We start from the raw sequence: 16186 nt of genomic DNA on the forward strand, positions 1-16186 counted from the left end.
GCCTAATTAGGCCTTTTTAAATGTAGTTGAAACAATTAATTCTAATGAGCCTTAGTTTTACCACTCATATTTATTTCTTGTTTCCCAATCAGCCACTTGTTTCTCGGCTTCATCTTGAGCAATACCCATACGCTCTTGAACTTTACCTACTAGCTGATCACGTTTTCCTGCAATCACATCAATATCATCATCAGTCAGTTTACCCCACTGTTCTTTTACTTTACCTTTAAACTGCTTCCAATTACCTTTAGCGATATTTTCATTCATGATGCACTCCTTTAAGTATTGATTGCCTCTTTACAATACATGGACTCATTCAGATATGTCTATTGTTTATTGCAAGTAATTGAAACCAGATTAAGCAAAAAAAATACCTGTCTAGAACAGGTATTTTTTACACTTCAAAGTCTAATTTATTTATCAATTTTTGATTGTGATTTTTTATCGTCTTTAGGCTTATCAGCAGGAAAGCGTGATGGTGCTTTTTCTTTTGCTTTTTCTTGATCTGGTTTGTTTGTGCTTTGTTGTGTCATGGTGTACTCCAAATAAGTACTAACTACTAATAGCAGAATCGCTATTTATAGAGTACAGCACTTACATACAAAGCCCTAAGAGAATCTTGTAAGTTTTTATATTGTAACGACTTTTACAAAAAACTCATAAAGTTAAAAACCTTGCCTAATTAATCGATTGTATTCAGCACAGGAATTTTGTTCTCCATTTTCACATGCTTTCCCAAACCATTCTTTAGCCTTCACATAATCTTTGTGTACACCCAACCCGTCCGAATACATCATTCCTAGATTTGTCTGTGCTTTGGCATAGTCTTGGGCGGCCGCTTTTTCATACCACTCTTTAGCTTTTTCATAATCTTGTTTGGTACCTTCGCCCACAAAGTACATCCCACCTAACACTTCTTGAGCTGAAGCTTCGCCTTTTTCAGCTAAGCTTTGAATTTTTTGTGCCGCTGCAGATTCTATATTTTCAGCATAACTAAAAGAACTAACACCTACTCCTACTAGCAGTAGTAGCGCGCTAAACCACCGTATAAAATGAACTCGCATCGTCATCTCCTAGAATAGTTTTACATGTCTATCTATAATTGAATCTTACCACTACTTTTATGCGATCTTCCGCTGTATTTTCTGATTGCAATCAATATCGCTACGAGCTACGTCGCGTGTGGGACGCGTCTAAACCTAAAGACAACAGCACCTCTAGAGTCTGTATGGGCTATGCCCGACACTGGGGCTATGGTGATTAGCTATATAGAAGCAGATAAGCACACATAAAAAATGCCCTATATTTATTAAGATATAGGGCATTTTTTGAGAAGTAAGTTTAATTATTAAATTTTTATACTATTTAATTATTCGACTATTAAAAGAACCATAAATGTTTTTATTTACGGACCTCTACTTTAGGAAGCTCTTTTAGCTGATCCTTAGTATAACCAGACAAAACAAAATGATCATCACGGTATGTCATTCTATCGAATGGAATAGCAACATCATGTTCGCCCATACCAAGAAAGCCCCCAGCTCCCACTATAAAATGCGTGGCTTGGCCTTTGTCATTGAGCGTTAGATTACGAATATCACCTATTTTTTCATCTTGTTCATTATGGACATTTTTGCCCATAATATCTTTAGCACCCCAATGGGCTGCTGTATTCGTGATATCAACTTCTGGGAGTTCTTTTAATTGGTCTTTGGTATAACCGTATAAAACGAAATCCCCATTGCCATATTTAACTTTATCAAAAGGGATAGCTGCATCATGCTCGCCCATACCAAGAAAGCCGCCTGCGCCCACTATATAATGCGTGGCTTGACCTTTCTCATTTAGAATCAGGTTACGGATATCGCCAATTTTTTCGTCTTGCTCGTTATGGATATTTTTGCCGAAAATATCCTCAACGCCCCAAGCCGCTACTGATTGAGTGGTATCTGTGATCAAAGTTCCACCTGATGGCGTATCTGTGGCGGCCGTTTGCGCAAATGCCGCAGAACCAAAAACCAAAGAAATGGAGCATGCTGTGATAGTGAGTATTTTTTTCATGAAGCTCTCCTGTTTATATCTTAAAATTAAGCAGCTTTTTACTTTCTAATGAAGCTGTTAATTCAAAGTTAGCATGAATTTACTCTCAAACAAGACAGCATATCTAACGGTTTGCATCTATGTGTAACTATAGAAAATTAATTATTTTGCTCTTTATATGTATTTACTTAAGTAATAATGACCTGATCTATCGAAGATTCCGAGCTGAGATAAAAAACCAAATCATTTATATTTTTATGATTTTGAATTGTAGGGGTTAAAACCAAATCAATTTTTACTTCTTTTTCACTAAAGCTTTTAATATTAAAATCAGCTAAAGGATAATCCTCTGACTTTACAGCTTTCTCAATAAAAGATACGGCATCTTTTATCTTGCTTTTTGATGTTGTAATATGCACCATATTTGATAGTTTAGGATCACTTTTTGTAAAAGGCAGACTATTGATATAGCTAACTACTGGTCGCAATGTGGTGTTTGCTATTAAAACAAAACTCGTACCTATTACCGCTTCAATTAAAAGGCCTACTCCTGCACATGCACCAATAGCACCAGAGGTCCATAGCGTAGCAGCTGTATTTAGCCCTTGCACTCGCCCACCTTCACGCATAATAACGCCAGCACCTAAAAAACCAATCCCTGAAACCACGTACGAAATAACACGTGCTGCCCCTTCCACATCATTAATCCGTAATGCAGCATCCACAAAAATAGCAGCACCTAAACACACCAACACATTTGTACGTAAGCCCGCCGTGCTCTGTCTATGTTGACGCTCTAAACCAATTACAGAACCCAAAATAAAAGCGGTAAACAATCGAATCAGCGTATCTAACACTTCAAAAGAAGTAATGTTCACAAAAGTCATAGTTTTATTTTTAATTAATTACTGGCTCTTCACGCCACTGGCCAGGCTGCAATCCATCTAATTTCCAAGGTCCTACTTGCACTCGCACTAAACGTAAAGTAGGCAAGCCCACAGCCGCTGTCATACGCCGTACCTGCCTATTACGCCCTTCGGTAATAGTAATGCTTAGCCAGCTGGTGGGAATAGTGGCTCGATAACGTATGGGGGGATGACGTTCCCAAAGTATGGGTTCAGGGATTAACTCCACTTTAGCCGGCAAAGTGAGGCCATCTTTAAGCTGCACGCCTTGACGTAATTGCTGCAGTTGCTTTTCGAAGACCTCACCTTCCACCTGCGCCCAGTAGGTTTTTGCCATCTTAAACTTAGGTTCAGCAATACGTGCTTGCAATTTACCATCATTGGTTAATAGCAATAAGCCTTCGCTGTTACGGTCTAAGCGGCCAGCGGCATAAACACCAGAAACAGGCACATAGTCTTTTAATGTAGCCCTACCTTGAATATCGGTAAACTGCGTGAGCACATCATAGGGTTTGTTTAAGACAAGTAGTTTTGTTTTATTTTTAGTAATATTTTTCACCTAACTTAACCTTGCCGCGGAAAGTCCAATAAATAAATGCCGTATAAGCCAAAATCAAAGGTATTAATGGTGCTGCACCTAACAACATAAACAACTGACTTTCTGGCGACACAGAAGCTTCCCATAAAGTAAGAACAGGAGGTACTAAATAAGGAAAAATTGATACGGCTAACCCCACAAAACATAAGAGAAAAATAATTACTGCCGCAGCAAAACCTTGGCCGCCACTGCCACGCTTAATGGCGTGCAACGCCCACCAACCCATAGCAAGAATCAGTAGCGGTAAGACCCAGATATATTTCATGACGGCCGAATCAAACCAGCGTGCATAAATACTCGGCACTGCTAAAGGCGTCCAAATAGCTACGCCAACAATAAAAGCAAACAACACGACGAGGGCAGGCAGAGCCAATTGCTTAGCACGTAATCTTAAACCGCCTTCCACGCGCATCATAAGCCAAAAAGTGCCTAATAACGCATAACCTGCCACTACCCCCACTCCACACATCAAAGCAAAAGGATGTGTCCAATCAAGTGGACCACCTGCAAACTGACCATCCACCACCTTAATACCATGCACCACTGTCCCTAAAATGACGCCTTGGAAAAAAGCTGCCGCGATGGATCCTGCAGAGAAAGCAAAATCCCAGCGTTTATTATTTGGTTTTGAGACAAAACGAAACTCAAAGGAAATGCCCCGGAATATTAGCCCCATCAGCATAAAAATCACGGGTAAATAAAGGGCTGGCATAATAATGGCGTAAGCTTTAGGGAAAGCAATCCACAACCCGCCCCCACCTAAAATAAGCCACGTTTCATTGCCATCCCAAAAAGGAGCCACCGAGTTCATCATTTGATCCCGTTCATGCTCACTTTTGACCCAAGGAAATAAAATTCCCATGCCCAAATCAAAACCATCCAATATGACGTAAAGCATAACGGCGGTACTGAGTAATAGTGCCCAAATTGTTGGCAAATGATATTCAAACCATAAACTATTCATAGCCTATTTCTCCTCTATACGCATAGCTTCACGTGTTGCATCTTGCGCTGCTGACATAGGCCTCATGGGAGTGGCATGATCCGCAAAAGGATTGGTATTGCTCTCTTCCACTACATCAGGCCCCGCTTTCAACAAACGGTTTACGTAATGGAAAGTGGTAATAAGAATCACGCTATAGATGGTTATCAGTAATAATAAAGTGGTTAACACCGCACCTCCGGCCACCGGTGAAACGGCATCGACGGTGCGCAAAATACCAGTAGCCACCCACGGCTGACGCCCTACCTCTGTGGTATACCAACCGGCAATAACGGCTAAAAAGCCGATAGGCCATAAATACTGTGCAAAACCCAGATAACGGCTCGAGTGAAAAATCTTTTTACGCCACCATAAAACGCCACCTGCGATAATGGTGATCATCATGAGCCCCCACATCGCAATCATGATACGGAAAGCAAAGAAGGGAATGGCGATGGGAGGACGCACATCCGGAGAGAACTCTTTCAATCCTTTAATGGTGCCATCTAAAGAGTGCGTTAAAATAATGCTGCCTAAGTAGGGAATGGCAATTTGAAAATCATTACGCTCTTCCTTTTCATTAGGCCAAGCAAACAGCACCCAAGGAATTGGCCCTTTGCCTTCAGGCCCTTCATGGCCCCAATGCGCTTCCATAGCAGCCACTTTTACGGGTTGATGCTCTAGAGTATTAAGGCCGCTCGCATCACCAAAGAAACCCTGCAATGGCACTAAAACAATTAAAAAACCCAGTGCCATACGCATCATGGTTTTGGCTTTTTCAACCGCTATACCTTTACGCAACCAGCGAGCTCCCACCGCTAGAATGACAAAAGCGGTGGAAATATAAGCTGCCGTTAACATATGTGCAAAACGGGTGGGAAAGGTGGGGTTAAAGATAATTTTGAGCCAGTCCACAGGATAAGCAATGCCATCACGAAGCTCATGCCCGGCAGGAAATTGCATCCAGCTATTAGCCGATAAAATCCAAAAAGCCGATGCTGAGGTACCCAGCACCACCATTACACAGGCCAAAAAATGCAGCCAACGTGGCACCCTACCAGCACCAAAGAGCATTAGTCCTAAGAACGTTGCTTCCAAGAAGAAAGCGGTAAGCACTTCGTAACCAATCAATGGCCCAACGACATTACCTACCCCTTCGGCATAGTTACTCCAGTTTGTACCAAACTGATAGGACATAATGATGCCCGTCACCACTCCCACACCAAAAATAATGGCAAAGATCTTAATCCAAAATCTAACCAATTCTTCGTACTTTTCATTTGATGTGTATAACCACATGCCTTGTAGAGTTGTAATCCATGCCGCTAAACCAATCGTAAATGCAGGAAAGACAATATGAAAAGTAATAGTAAACGCAAACTGCATGCGCGAAACAATAACGGGATCCAGCTCCATGCCTAGGCTCCTAGCTCTATGTTAACCACAGGCTCCAATATACCCGCAACTAGTACAAAATAAACAACCATCCTTTTTAATAACCGTATGTAGGTAACATTCTGGACATAATTCACCATTCATAACAGATGGGATCGATTCAATAGATGATTTAGTGGCTCCAGAAGGCTGTTCTTGCACTATACCCATTTGCGTAACGGGCTCCCCTTCTTGCGTGAGCACACCTAACATGGCATAACGATGAATCACTAAACGTGCCACATAGGCTTCAGTAGACGGATAGGATTCCATTTTTTCAGAATTAGGGGTACGCGCTAAAAAATCACCCTGTGGCTCAGCATAAGACAACAACTTACGTAGTTTCATGCCAATCCATGCCGGATCCACTATACGCATATCTAAACTAAGCAGCTTGAATAAACCTTCAAAGGCGCGTGGAAACTTTCCGGCTCCCCATACTGAATAGGGCCTTAGAGTACCATCTGGCATACGCAGCTCTTTGAGCATCAATACAAAGTCATCACCCGTGCTCGGGTTGGTCACATCACAAACCCAACCTAAGGTGCCATCTGGACCGGTTTTTGGCTCACGAGGGGCAATTAAGGCATTTAACATAGCAGAAGGAGCATCAGCTGCGGGCTCACCTTGCCTATAACCCACAATATGCGCCAAGGCGGCCACGGCAGAAGGTTTAACCACTTTCTCCCCCGTAGCAGGATCAGTCATTTCCACGTAAGAGCTATTGGCTTTAGCCATCACCTCAAGATTTCTACGCACCCAACGGGCATCATCGGTGTACATATCTAAGCTCAGCATTTTTGCTACAGAGCCCATGCCGCGTGGAGGTTTAGCCCCATTCACCCACACCTCAAAAGGACGTCCATTCAGCTCAGTGACAAAGGCCACAAAGCTGCCTTGCGGTGTTTTAATCTCATCTGAAGCCCACGCACTGGCCCCAAAGGGCAAATGCGGACGACTCGGCCAACGCAAGCTGTTTAATACAGGCTCAATGGACTTTTTGAGAACTAAGCGCCGGTCCTGCTCGTCTAACACCATGGTTTCTGGGGTGGGAGCATCAGCAGATTGAGCTTTAGGCGTTTCTACTAATACTGCACTACGCATACCACTAGGCCTATAAGTCGTAATGCCTTTTAAGCCTAATTTCCATGCCTGTAAATACAAGTCTTTAAAATCTTCGTAGGGATAATCCACCGGCACATTCACCGTTTTAGAAATGGCAGAATCCACATGGTCTTTGACGGCAGCCACCATGCGAGCATGATCTTCAGCAGAAATCTCTAAAGCCGTACGAAAATACGAGGGTAAATTTTCTGTATCGCCTCCCATCAAGGCATATAAACGATGTGCATGGTCTTGCACCAAATATTCTTGGGTACTGTTATCAGGCATGCGCTTGCGGCGCGTGTAAGACCAAGAAAATGCAGGCTCTATACCATTAGAAGTATTATCCGCAAAAGCTAAAGAGATAGTGCCTGTGGGTGCTATAGACGTTAAATGAGAATTACGAATACCGTACTTTCGTATGTCTTCACGGATGCTTTTAGGTAAACGCTTAGTAAAACCACTTTGTAAATACTTTTCCGCATTAAATAAGGGGAAAGCACCGCGCTCTTTGGCGAGCTCTATGGATGCCTTATAGGCCTCATGAGTCACATGACGGGTGAGCCGCTCTGCCATGGCTCGGCCTTCTTCACTGTCATAAGCTAAGGTCAACATAACTAAAGCATCACCTAAGCCCGTAATACCTAAACCTATTCTACGTTTAGCAGCAGCTTCCGCTTCTTGCTCTGGTAGTGGCCATTGAGTGGCATCTAAAACATTATCTAACATACGCACTGCAGTATGCACCACCTGCGCTAAGCCATCCCAATTCACGGCGGGCTTGCCAGTAAAGGCAAAAGGGTTCTCTATAAACTGTGTTAAATTTACGGAGCCTAAACAACAACAGCCATAAGGTGGTAGAGGCTGCTCACCGCACGGATTCGTGGCATCCAGCTCTTCTACATAATGCAGATTATTATCATCATTAATGTGATCATGGAATAACACGCCGGGTTCAGCGTAATCATAGGTAGACTCCATGATCAAATCCCATATTTCTTGAGCGCGTACAGTTCGATAAACCCACTTACCATCAGCACGTTGCTTCACACCTTGAGCTATCAGCTCATCGCTAGGCTCAGCAATGTGCACTAAATCAAAACTGCCATCGGCCTCTAAGGCCTGCATAAAGTCATTAGTAATACTTACCGATACGTTAAAGTTTGTGAGTTCGCCAGCAGTGCGCTTAGCCGTAATAAATTGCTCAATATCCGGGTGATCCACCGATAACACCGCCATTTGCGCCCCCCTGCGGGATCCCGCAGACTCTACCGTTTCGCATGAACGATCAAACACACGCATATAAGACACCGGCCCAGAGGCTTTAGAAGCAGTCCCTTTTACTTTGGCATCATGCGGACGAATAGCGGAAAAGTTATAACCCACTCCACCGCCACGGCGCATAGTTTCTGCAGCTTTTTGTAGTGCGTCATAAATACCAGGTAAGCCATTTTCTGTCTCAGAAATGGAATCGCCCACAGGCTGCACAAAGCAATTAATTAAGGTAGCAGCTAAATCAGTACCTACCGCAGAGTTAATGCGCCCTGCAGGAATAAACCCCGCTTGCTGCGCTTGCATGAATTCTTTTTCACGTTGCTTCTGTACGATAGGATCATCACTTTCTTGGACGGCCAGTGCTTTAGCCACTCGCTCACGTATGTCTTGAATACTGCTTTCATCGCCTTTCGCGTATTTTTCTAAAAGTACTTCAGTAGAAATTTCTTGGGCGGGCAATTCATGAAAATGATTAACGGTGGTAAGGATTTTCTGTTTCATAATTTTATTTACTTTGCCATTCAACGGCATAATTTTTGCTGTTCTGATCACGATAAGCGATATAAACATGCTTAAAGGTGGTTGAAATATCAGGTTGACCTAACTCTTGCCATCTTTTGTTTATTTCTGTGAGAGTATTACTGTTTAACCAAGGGGACTCTAAGCCTACTACTAAAATACCAGGTCCATATTGCGATATACTGGATTTATAGGACTCTTTGTTATGTTTATCTAATACGCGTTGGCAAAACACATTCGCAAATTGCTCGTCTATGGTCATGCCCAGATCGACTTTAATACTGACGTACCCCTTTGCACTCAATACTTTAGCCCATTCTTCAGAAAAGAAAGCATCTGTGTGCTCTAGCCACGTTGTATAGACACCATTAGACAAAATAGCATCGGGCGGATCAGGGCGGGAGATAATACGGAGATTCTGCCCATACAGCCTATTATGCTCTTTAAGCGCAGCCTGAATAACTGTAAACTCGTGATGTTGTTTCATTTCACCGGATATGTTCACGCCTCTACTCCTATATCCTAGCTATACTACTACGCAACATCAAAATGCGTAAACTCAACGGAGATTATTATGAAAACCAAAAAAACAAACTGCTTTTAATGGCCGGAGCAGTTGCTTTATCAATAATAGGAACTACTGCCCTTCACGCTGGTGGCGCTCGCACACCTCAGCTAGCAAGTGAAGTCGATAGGCACGAACCCCTAACTGAAGCGCAAATACAAGAACACTACGAGCAAGTAATGAATTTATGCGGTGTGCTAGTGGGAGATGAAAAAGAAGTCTGCGAGCAAGAAGCCGAAGATAAGCGCAAGATAGAATTAGAAAATGCAGAGCTAGATAGAAAAGATGCCGAAAAACGTGAGCAAGCCCCAGTTAAGTTACGTAAGTCCGCCTACTAAAAAATAGGTACTAAACAACTCACTCGGTCTGGCATCATTTCGGCCATAAAAATATGCCCAGCCTGATTGCAGCTAATGCTGTGACCATACACGGCCGTTGTACGGCAGCGGCCTAACAGCTCTCCAGCAAGCGTAAACAGCGATAAACTCGCGGTTTGATCACTCACTAGTAAATTCCCCGAGGGATGCAACGCCACCGACATAGGCTTGTAAACTGGGCCTATTAAGCGCTGTATTTCTCCCGCCTCATTCAGTACAACCACTCGGCTATTTTCTCGATCAGCCACATATAAATCTGTGCCCTCATGCACTATAGAATGTGGCACAGTAAATAAAGGAACCTCTGACGCTCCTTTAAAAGTGTTTACCCAATTAAGATCTGCATCAAACTCATGCACACATGAATTGCCATAACCATCGGTTACATATAAGCGCCCATCATGAGTAAAAGTAGCATGCGTAGGATGATTGAAAGGAGCTTGCCAATTAGGTGTTGATGGATCTCCTAAGCGCCACAAGGCTTGTCCTTTAGAGTCAAAGGCATACAACTGATGCCCATCCACATCACACACTAACACCCCACCACCTGGTAAAGCCGTAAGCTTATGCGCACAGCGTATTTGCGGCAACTCCCATTCATCCACTTGCTGCGCATCAGTATCAAACAAACGTAGTTTAGCGGGTTGCCCTCGTAACAATACCGCTAGACGTCCATCAGTAAGCACAGCCACACTGCTCACACCCACGCTTTCTTTAGCGCTTATCCAATTTGTGCATAAACGGTAGCGTTGTTTACCGAGTAAAACGATGACATTTTGAGTAGTAGTATTCATAATTTATCGCATGGCTTTGGGTAAATAGAGCACAATCTCAGGAAATATCGTTACTAAAGCAGTTGCTAGTACTAAAAGTAAGAAGAAAGGAAATGCATAACGAATAAGCTCAAACAAATTGCGCTCAGTGATGCTTTGTAATACAAATAAATTAAACCCTATAGGTGGTGTAATTTGCGCCATTTCTACAGTGAGAATCAAGTACACTCCAAACCAAATAGGATCAATACCGGCTGCTAAAATGGTAGGCATAAGTACTGAAGTGGTTAAAACCACTAAAGAAATCCCATCCAAAAAAGCCCCAAGTAAAATAAAGAAAATAGTGAGGACTATGATTAAAGCATACTGACTCAAGCCTAAGGAGGCAATCCAAGCAGATAAATTAGCAGGCAAACCCGTAAAACTCATAGCGCTAGTTAAATAACTTGCCCCAATTAAGATGAAGGAAATCATACAAGAAGTACGTACCGCCCCCATCAAACTGGCAGAAAAAGTTTTAAGATTTAACGAGCCACCAAAAGCAGCAATGATCAAAGAGCCAATCACGCCAATTACTGCCGCTTCCGTAGCGGTAGCTACTCCTGCATAAATAGAACCAATAACACCAATAATCAACAGCACGACTGGCAGTAGAAGTCGTAGTCGTTTTAGTTTTTCAATGAGGCCTATTTTTTCCATTTGTTTCGGTGCCCGGTCAGGGTGCCGTAAAGACCACAGCGCGATATAGCCTGAGAACAACAACATAATCATTATCCCTGGCAAGATTCCTGCCACGAATAAACGAATAATAGAAACTTGTGCTGCAACAGCATACACGATCATCACAATGGAAGGGGGTATGAGTAAACCTAAGGTACCCGCTCCCGCTAATGAACCTATGCTAATGCTATCGTCATACCCCCTAGACCTTAATTCGGGTAAAGAAATACGACCTATGGTGGCAGTAGTGGCTGCCGACGAGCCACTCACCGCCGCAAACACTCCGCAACCAAAGGTATTAACATGCACTAAGCCCCCCGGTAAGCGCTGTACCCAAGGGCCTAGCCCTTTAAACATATCTTCGGCCAGACGTGTCCTATAGAGAATTTCGCCCATCCAAATAAATAAAGGCAACGCCGTTAAGGCCCAATTTGCAGCAGAATCCCATGCCTTAGTAGCAAAAATAATACCGGCCGGTGCATCGGCAAATAACACTAAAGAAAGAATGCCACAAGCCACTAGCACCAGTCCTACCCACACCCCTAAGCCTAGAAATAGCAATAAAGCCCCAAAAAGTACAACTGCCTGGGTAATATCTGCCATGTTATTTCTCCTCTAGCTGACGATTTAAGATGCAAAGCACTAAACGTCTAGCTAGCATTAACGTCAACATGGATAGGCCTATAGGCATCCCTATTTGCGGAATCCATATAGGTACAGGAACCATACCTTGTGCAAGTTCGTTATAAATAAAAGATTCATAAACAAAATAAATGGCGTATTTAGCACACCATGCACTCAATAAAAGAGCTAGAGTGGTTGCTACCAATTCATACGCTTTATGAAAGCGTTTCGGTAATAACTGCATTACCAAACTGACACGAATATGATCGCCGTGCAACATGGCATAAGGCAGAGCAAAGAACACCGATGAGGCCATCGCCCACGAGGCATAATCATCCGACGAGGGTATGATGCCGCCGTAAAACCTCACCACTATCTGCCCTGTAACAACGATCGCAATTAGGCAAAGAAAGAGTGCAGCGAGCACGCCGCACACTTTGGCCATAAACTCTAGCCCTTTCATTATTTCACTCGCTTATTAGTTGCGGTAGGCATCTAGTAGTTTCTGACCTTCATCGCCCGCGTCTTCTAACCATTCTTCGGTCATGAGTGTACCAATTTCTTCCATTTCCTTTTGTACATTAGCGGGTAGCTCCAGTACTTGCATGCCATTTTCTGCCAACGTGTTTGTTAGATCTGCAGTACGCTCACGCGCCATTTCCCACCCACGTACTTCGGCACGCTCTGCTGCTTCTAGTACGGCTTTTTGCTCCGCTTCAGACAAACGAGAAAACGCACGCTTGTTAACAATAACAAAGCTTTGGGGAATAAATACTTGCGCATCATAATAATGCGATACGTAGTCCCACGCTTGTGAGTCTACACCCGTAGCGGGCGAAGTTAGCATGGAATCAATGACGCCGGTAGAGAAAGCTTGTGGGACTTCGGGCGTTTGTACTGTGGTGGGGGTAGCTCCCATTAAGGTGGCTAGGCGACTTGTGGCGGGGCTGTATGCACGGAATCGTGCACCAGACAAGTCGTCAAGATCATTAATGTCTTTTTTGGTATAAATACCCTGTGGTGGCCACGGAGAACCATACAACAAAACAATACCTTGTTTATCAAGCTTTTCAGCAAGTAAAGGACGCGTTACTTTCCATAGCTTTTCAGATTCATCAAAGGACGAGGCTAAAAAAGGTACGCTATCAACTTCAAATAAGGGGTCTTCATTACCGATTGCAGATACTAACATTTCTCCGACCTGCACTACACCTTGTTGTACACCTCGTTTTACTTCAGGGCGCTTCAAAAGCACGCTGTTGGATTGCACTTTAATATCTACAGAGCCTTCAGTGGCCTCTTTAATATCTTTAGCAAACTCACGGGCATTAATCGTTAAGTAGTTGTTGTCAGGCTGTTCGGCCGTCATGTTCCAACTTGTGGCAGCACTGACAGTTCCAGCCATTGCCATCGCACAGGCTACACTTACTATTTTTTTAATCATAAGGTACTCCTCCGGTCAAAAAACAAAAACTTTAGGCATTTAAGTCGGCAGACCGTAAATCCCAAAGCAAAGAAAATGTAGAGGCCCTAGAGCCATTTACACCTAACTTTTCTACAATAAAACGCGTTACTGCTGCCGCCACAGGTTCTGTGGTGGTATCTATTAGCAGCATAGGTTCAAGCAACCGGCCTTCCGTATTTTCTGAAGGCAGCGGGGTGGATAATTCGGGATCTGGCGTAAGAACTCGCAAGGCAATAACACCATCTATATCTTCTATAATTTGTTGAGCTAATTGGGCTGCTTTTTCAGCTGTGGCTAAATCTCCTAAAGGTATAAGGGCTACTGCCGCCCCGGTGCCTACCCCCGCTAATGGACTGACCACCATAACCCGACGATTGGTATTACGCATACGACTGAAGTTTGTAATACTCCAGTTGGTTTGATTTTCAAAGGCTTGACGATAAACATCACTAGTGAACACATCTACAGACTCTGTTCTGTATACGGCCAAATACCGACGACTACCCGTAGGAGTTTTATAACGCCTAGCCCACTTAAAACCAGGGATAGCCGCGCGCTCTTCCATATGCTCGCGGTCATACCACTGATTAAAATCATCTTCGTATGCGGGATCTATATCTGTCCAAATAAACAGTTCACCTTGTGCCGCACGGTCTTGTCTGATTGGTTGTACCATGATTTGACCTCCGTCTTGAGTCCTAAGTCTTGAGCAATAATGTATGAGTTTCTTATATTCATTCTGAGACTAGATGCTTAGCAACTCAATCAACTTTTTTTAGACACCATCAATACGCATTTGTTATCAGACGCGCAAAACGCCTTATTTCTGGCCTTTCTCTCACTCAAAAATAAAAAACCACTCTTTTTCTAGGGGAAACCCTGTCTTAGCTAATTAACCTAGCTAAATCAGAAATACACTGGTATCTAAGGGAGCAACAGCATCTGGGTATTTAGAAGCATAAGCATGCATTTCAGCTAAGGCTACTTTCACTACCGCCTCAGCTAAACCTCCCACAGACTCTTGCCGCCAACTAGCCACTAAACGTAAATCAGGAATTTCACTAGTACAAGGCACTTTTACAAACTTACCACTGGTCAAACCTTGTCTGTAGGCAGCCAAAGGCACTGCTCCCATACAAATACCTGCTGCCATTAGCTCCATACTAGCAGCAATGGAGGAAACAAAATGAATACGTGGCTGCAAAACCTTGGCTTTCTCTAGCACTTCCATTAAAGCCAAATGGGGTTGAGAATTTCGAGGAAAAGTTACTATAGCCCACTGATTTGTTAGGGTTTTAATATCGACCGCTTCCTTAAACTCATTGCCCGCAGCTATAACAAAGCCCATTTCTAAACTTCCTATGGGTACATTACGTATCCCTTCAGCCAACACAGGATCCGTTTGCAAAGCTACATCTAGCAAACCTTGTACTAATAAATCATTCAAACGCCGACTAGGCTCTACGGTTAACTCTAACTCTATATCTGGATGCACGCGGTGTAGCTCACTAACCAAAGAGCTAAACCAAGTATGCACAATAGACTCAACTATGCCCAAACGTACCCTACCACGTAAGGCGAGCTTACCTTGAAAATCAGCCAATAAATCACGTTCTAAGTTTAGCACTTGATTAGAAAATCGCAGCAAGTTATAACCAGCAGAAGTGAGTTGGATATTTCGATTGCTGCGTTCAAATAAAAGCTGCCCTAACTCATTTTCCAATGAAGCAATACGTCTGGAAATAGCCGCTTGAGTCAGATGCAACTGATTGGCGGCCGCCCTAAAACTACCTAACTTCGCAACCCATATAAAGGTTTCAAGAAATCGCAAGTTCAATTAGACACCTCTATAATTAGCGTTAACGCTCAACTTATACCTATACTTATCCTACACTTCTACTTTTATTAGAAAAATAGAGAATACGGACAAACAAAGGACACTCATGACAAATACATATACTCCCCCAAAAGTTTGGTCAATGGATACACAAACTGGGGGCAAATGGGCCACTACTAACAAACCAACCGCTGGCGCTACCCATCAAAAAACTCTACCGGTAGGCAAACACCCTTTGCAACTTTACTCTATGGGTACCCCTAATGGGCAAAAAATCACTATTCTATTAGAAGAACTATTAGCGCTAGGTATTACCGAAGCCGAATATAACGCCCACCTTATTCAAATAGGTGAAGGCGATCAATTCTCATCGGGGTTTGTGGAAATCAACCCTAATTCGAAAATCCCTGCCCTAGTAGATCATTCCATAACGCCTGCTATAAACGTATTTGAGTCTGGCGCTATTTTGGTGTATTTATCCGAGAAATTCGGTCACTTTCTACCTACTGATGTACGGCAGCGCACCCCAGTACTTAATTGGCTTTTCTGGCTACAAGGCTCTGCCCCCTATTTAGGCGGTGGTTTTGGGCATTTTTATGCTTATGCACCAGAAAAGTTTGAATACCCTATTAATCGCTTTACCATGGAAGCCAAGCGCCAATTAGATCTATTAGACCAAGAGCTAGCCAAACGCACGTATATTGCTGGGGAAGAATACAGCATTGCAGACATGGCCATTTGGCCTTGGTATGGTAATTTGGCCTTAGGGAGACTTTATGATGCTGCTGAGTTTTTAGATGTGGCTAGCTACACGCATCTACAACGCTGGGCTCAGCTTATTGATCAACGTCCTGCCGTAAAACGCGGCCGCATCGTCAACCGCACTTGGGGAGAACCCGGTGAGGCATTAAAAGAACGCCATAATGCAGAAGATATTACAGCAGCATTACAGCAAAAAACATAATCCT

General features: G+C 43.3%; 18 protein-coding genes. 3 read left to right on the forward strand and 15 right to left on the reverse strand.

Annotated features, from left to right (window positions below; genetic code table 11):
- Nucleotides 1–57: 57 nt before the first annotated feature.
- Both AC2UZJ_RS02785 and AC2UZJ_RS02790 read right to left on the reverse strand, forming a co-directional pair.
- The gene (locus AC2UZJ_RS02785) at nucleotides 58–267 is read right to left on the reverse strand and encodes a CsbD family protein (RefSeq protein WP_486948607.1); all 210 of its coding nucleotides are present in this window, start codon (nucleotides 265–267) and stop codon (nucleotides 58–60) included.
- Nucleotides 268–665: 398 nt separating this feature from the next.
- Nucleotides 666–1064, reverse strand: coding sequence for a tetratricopeptide repeat protein (locus AC2UZJ_RS02790; RefSeq protein WP_486948608.1), 399 nt, complete (start codon nucleotides 1062–1064; stop codon nucleotides 666–668).
- 59 nt (nucleotides 1065–1123) lie between these two features.
- On the opposite strand from AC2UZJ_RS02790, the gene AC2UZJ_RS02795 reads away from it, so the two are divergent.
- Complete coding sequence (locus AC2UZJ_RS02795) at nucleotides 1124–1264, forward strand: hypothetical protein (protein WP_486948609.1); 141 nt, start codon at nucleotides 1124–1126, stop codon at nucleotides 1262–1264.
- A 137-nt stretch (nucleotides 1265–1401) separates the two neighbouring features.
- On the opposite strand, the gene AC2UZJ_RS02800 is transcribed toward AC2UZJ_RS02795, so the two are convergent.
- The 7 genes from AC2UZJ_RS02800 to AC2UZJ_RS02830 form a co-directional block, all read right to left on the reverse strand.
- Nucleotides 1402–2061: a PRC-barrel domain-containing protein gene (locus tag AC2UZJ_RS02800; RefSeq protein ID WP_486948610.1), complete on the reverse strand. Its 660-nt coding sequence runs from the start codon at nucleotides 2059–2061 to the stop codon at nucleotides 1402–1404.
- A gap of 167 nt (nucleotides 2062–2228) precedes the next feature.
- On the reverse strand, nucleotides 2229–2927 hold the full coding sequence (locus tag AC2UZJ_RS02805; protein WP_486948611.1) for an MgtC/SapB family protein: 699 nt from the start codon (nucleotides 2925–2927) through the stop codon (nucleotides 2229–2231).
- Nucleotides 2928–2937: 10 nt separating this feature from the next.
- Nucleotides 2938–3504 carry a pseudouridine synthase gene (locus AC2UZJ_RS02810; protein ID WP_486948612.1) on the reverse strand — a complete coding sequence of 189 codons (567 nt, stop codon included), beginning with the start codon at nucleotides 3502–3504 and terminating at the stop codon, nucleotides 2938–2940.
- Nucleotides 3488–4507 carry a cytochrome d ubiquinol oxidase subunit II gene (gene cydB / locus AC2UZJ_RS02815; protein WP_486948613.1) on the reverse strand — a complete coding sequence of 340 codons (1020 nt, stop codon included), beginning with the start codon at nucleotides 4505–4507 and terminating at the stop codon, nucleotides 3488–3490. The genes AC2UZJ_RS02810 and cydB overlap by 17 nt, the downstream gene beginning before the upstream one ends.
- A 3-nt stretch (nucleotides 4508–4510) precedes the next feature.
- Entirely contained in the window at nucleotides 4511–5941 is a 1431-nt protein-coding gene (locus tag AC2UZJ_RS02820; RefSeq protein WP_486948614.1) for a cytochrome ubiquinol oxidase subunit I, read from the reverse strand.
- 21 nt (nucleotides 5942–5962) lie between these two features.
- Nucleotides 5963–8839, reverse strand: coding sequence for an adenosylcobalamin-dependent ribonucleoside-diphosphate reductase (locus AC2UZJ_RS02825; protein ID WP_486948615.1), 2877 nt, complete (start codon nucleotides 8837–8839; stop codon nucleotides 5963–5965).
- A 4-nt stretch (nucleotides 8840–8843) separates the two neighbouring features.
- Entirely contained in the window at nucleotides 8844–9362 is a 519-nt protein-coding gene (locus tag AC2UZJ_RS02830; RefSeq protein WP_486948616.1) for a class I SAM-dependent methyltransferase, read from the reverse strand.
- Nucleotides 9363–9406: 44 nt separating this feature from the next.
- On the opposite strand from AC2UZJ_RS02830, the gene AC2UZJ_RS02835 reads away from it, so the two are divergent.
- Nucleotides 9407–9760, forward strand: coding sequence for a hypothetical protein (locus tag AC2UZJ_RS02835; RefSeq protein ID WP_486948617.1), 354 nt, complete (start codon nucleotides 9407–9409; stop codon nucleotides 9758–9760).
- Here the strand turns inward: AC2UZJ_RS02835 and AC2UZJ_RS02840 are convergent.
- The 6 genes from AC2UZJ_RS02840 to AC2UZJ_RS02865 form a co-directional block, all read right to left on the reverse strand.
- Nucleotides 9757–10593, reverse strand: coding sequence for an NHL repeat-containing protein (locus AC2UZJ_RS02840; protein ID WP_486948618.1), 837 nt, complete (start codon nucleotides 10591–10593; stop codon nucleotides 9757–9759). The genes AC2UZJ_RS02835 and AC2UZJ_RS02840 overlap by 4 nt on opposite strands.
- A 3-nt stretch (nucleotides 10594–10596) precedes the next feature.
- Nucleotides 10597–11895 carry a TRAP transporter large permease gene (locus AC2UZJ_RS02845; protein ID WP_486948619.1) on the reverse strand — a complete coding sequence of 433 codons (1299 nt, stop codon included), beginning with the start codon at nucleotides 11893–11895 and terminating at the stop codon, nucleotides 10597–10599.
- Nucleotide 11896: 1 nt separating this feature from the next.
- Nucleotides 11897–12361, reverse strand: a complete 465-nt coding sequence (locus AC2UZJ_RS02850) for a TRAP transporter small permease (protein WP_486948620.1) — start codon at nucleotides 12359–12361, stop codon at nucleotides 11897–11899.
- Nucleotides 12362–12394: 33 nt separating this feature from the next.
- On the reverse strand, nucleotides 12395–13360 hold the full coding sequence (locus AC2UZJ_RS02855) for a TRAP transporter substrate-binding protein (RefSeq protein ID WP_486948621.1): 966 nt from the start codon (nucleotides 13358–13360) through the stop codon (nucleotides 12395–12397).
- A 31-nt stretch (nucleotides 13361–13391) separates the two neighbouring features.
- Entirely contained in the window at nucleotides 13392–14057 is a 666-nt protein-coding gene (locus AC2UZJ_RS02860) for a hypothetical protein (RefSeq protein ID WP_486948622.1), read from the reverse strand.
- Nucleotides 14058–14282: 225 nt separating this feature from the next.
- Complete coding sequence (locus AC2UZJ_RS02865) at nucleotides 14283–15218, reverse strand: LysR family transcriptional regulator (RefSeq protein ID WP_486948623.1); 936 nt, start codon at nucleotides 15216–15218, stop codon at nucleotides 14283–14285.
- Between the two features lie 106 nt (nucleotides 15219–15324).
- Between AC2UZJ_RS02865 and yghU the strand changes: the two genes are divergently transcribed.
- Nucleotides 15325–16182, forward strand: coding sequence for a glutathione-dependent disulfide-bond oxidoreductase (gene yghU / locus AC2UZJ_RS02870; protein WP_486948624.1), 858 nt, complete (start codon nucleotides 15325–15327; stop codon nucleotides 16180–16182).
- Nucleotides 16183–16186 lie beyond the last annotated feature (4 nt).

This window comes from Paenalcaligenes sp. DL 309, assembly GCF_057475285.1.

Bases quoted from the DNA above. Each gene is read 5' to 3' on its own strand.
- AC2UZJ_RS02785 (WP_486948607.1), bottom strand. From the start codon at position 267: ATGAATGAAAATATCGCTAAAGGTAATTGGAAGCAGTTTAAAGGTAAA.
- AC2UZJ_RS02790 (WP_486948608.1), bottom strand. From the start codon at position 1,064: ATGCGAGTTCATTTTATACGGTGGTTTAGCGCGCTACTACTGCTAGTA.
- AC2UZJ_RS02795 (WP_486948609.1), top strand. From the start codon at position 1,124: ATGCGATCTTCCGCTGTATTTTCTGATTGCAATCAATATCGCTACGAG.
- AC2UZJ_RS02800 (WP_486948610.1), bottom strand. From the start codon at position 2,061: ATGAAAAAAATACTCACTATCACAGCATGCTCCATTTCTTTGGTTTTT.
- AC2UZJ_RS02805 (WP_486948611.1), bottom strand. From the start codon at position 2,927: ATGACTTTTGTGAACATTACTTCTTTTGAAGTGTTAGATACGCTGATT.
- cydB (WP_486948613.1), bottom strand. From the start codon at position 4,507: ATGAATAGTTTATGGTTTGAATATCATTTGCCAACAATTTGGGCACTA.
- AC2UZJ_RS02820 (WP_486948614.1), bottom strand. From the start codon at position 5,941: ATGGAGCTGGATCCCGTTATTGTTTCGCGCATGCAGTTTGCGTTTACT.
- AC2UZJ_RS02825 (WP_486948615.1), bottom strand. From the start codon at position 8,839: ATGAAACAGAAAATCCTTACCACCGTTAATCATTTTCATGAATTGCCC.
- AC2UZJ_RS02835 (WP_486948617.1), top strand. From the start codon at position 9,407: ATGCGTAAACTCAACGGAGATTATTATGAAAACCAAAAAAACAAACTG.
- AC2UZJ_RS02840 (WP_486948618.1), bottom strand. From the start codon at position 10,593: ATGAATACTACTACTCAAAATGTCATCGTTTTACTCGGTAAACAACGC.
- AC2UZJ_RS02845 (WP_486948619.1), bottom strand. From the start codon at position 11,895: ATGGCAGATATTACCCAGGCAGTTGTACTTTTTGGGGCTTTATTGCTA.
- AC2UZJ_RS02850 (WP_486948620.1), bottom strand. From the start codon at position 12,361: ATGGCCAAAGTGTGCGGCGTGCTCGCTGCACTCTTTCTTTGCCTAATT.
- AC2UZJ_RS02855 (WP_486948621.1), bottom strand. From the start codon at position 13,360: ATGATTAAAAAAATAGTAAGTGTAGCCTGTGCGATGGCAATGGCTGGA.
- AC2UZJ_RS02860 (WP_486948622.1), bottom strand. From the start codon at position 14,057: ATGGTACAACCAATCAGACAAGACCGTGCGGCACAAGGTGAACTGTTT.
- yghU (WP_486948624.1), top strand. From the start codon at position 15,325: ATGACAAATACATATACTCCCCCAAAAGTTTGGTCAATGGATACACAA.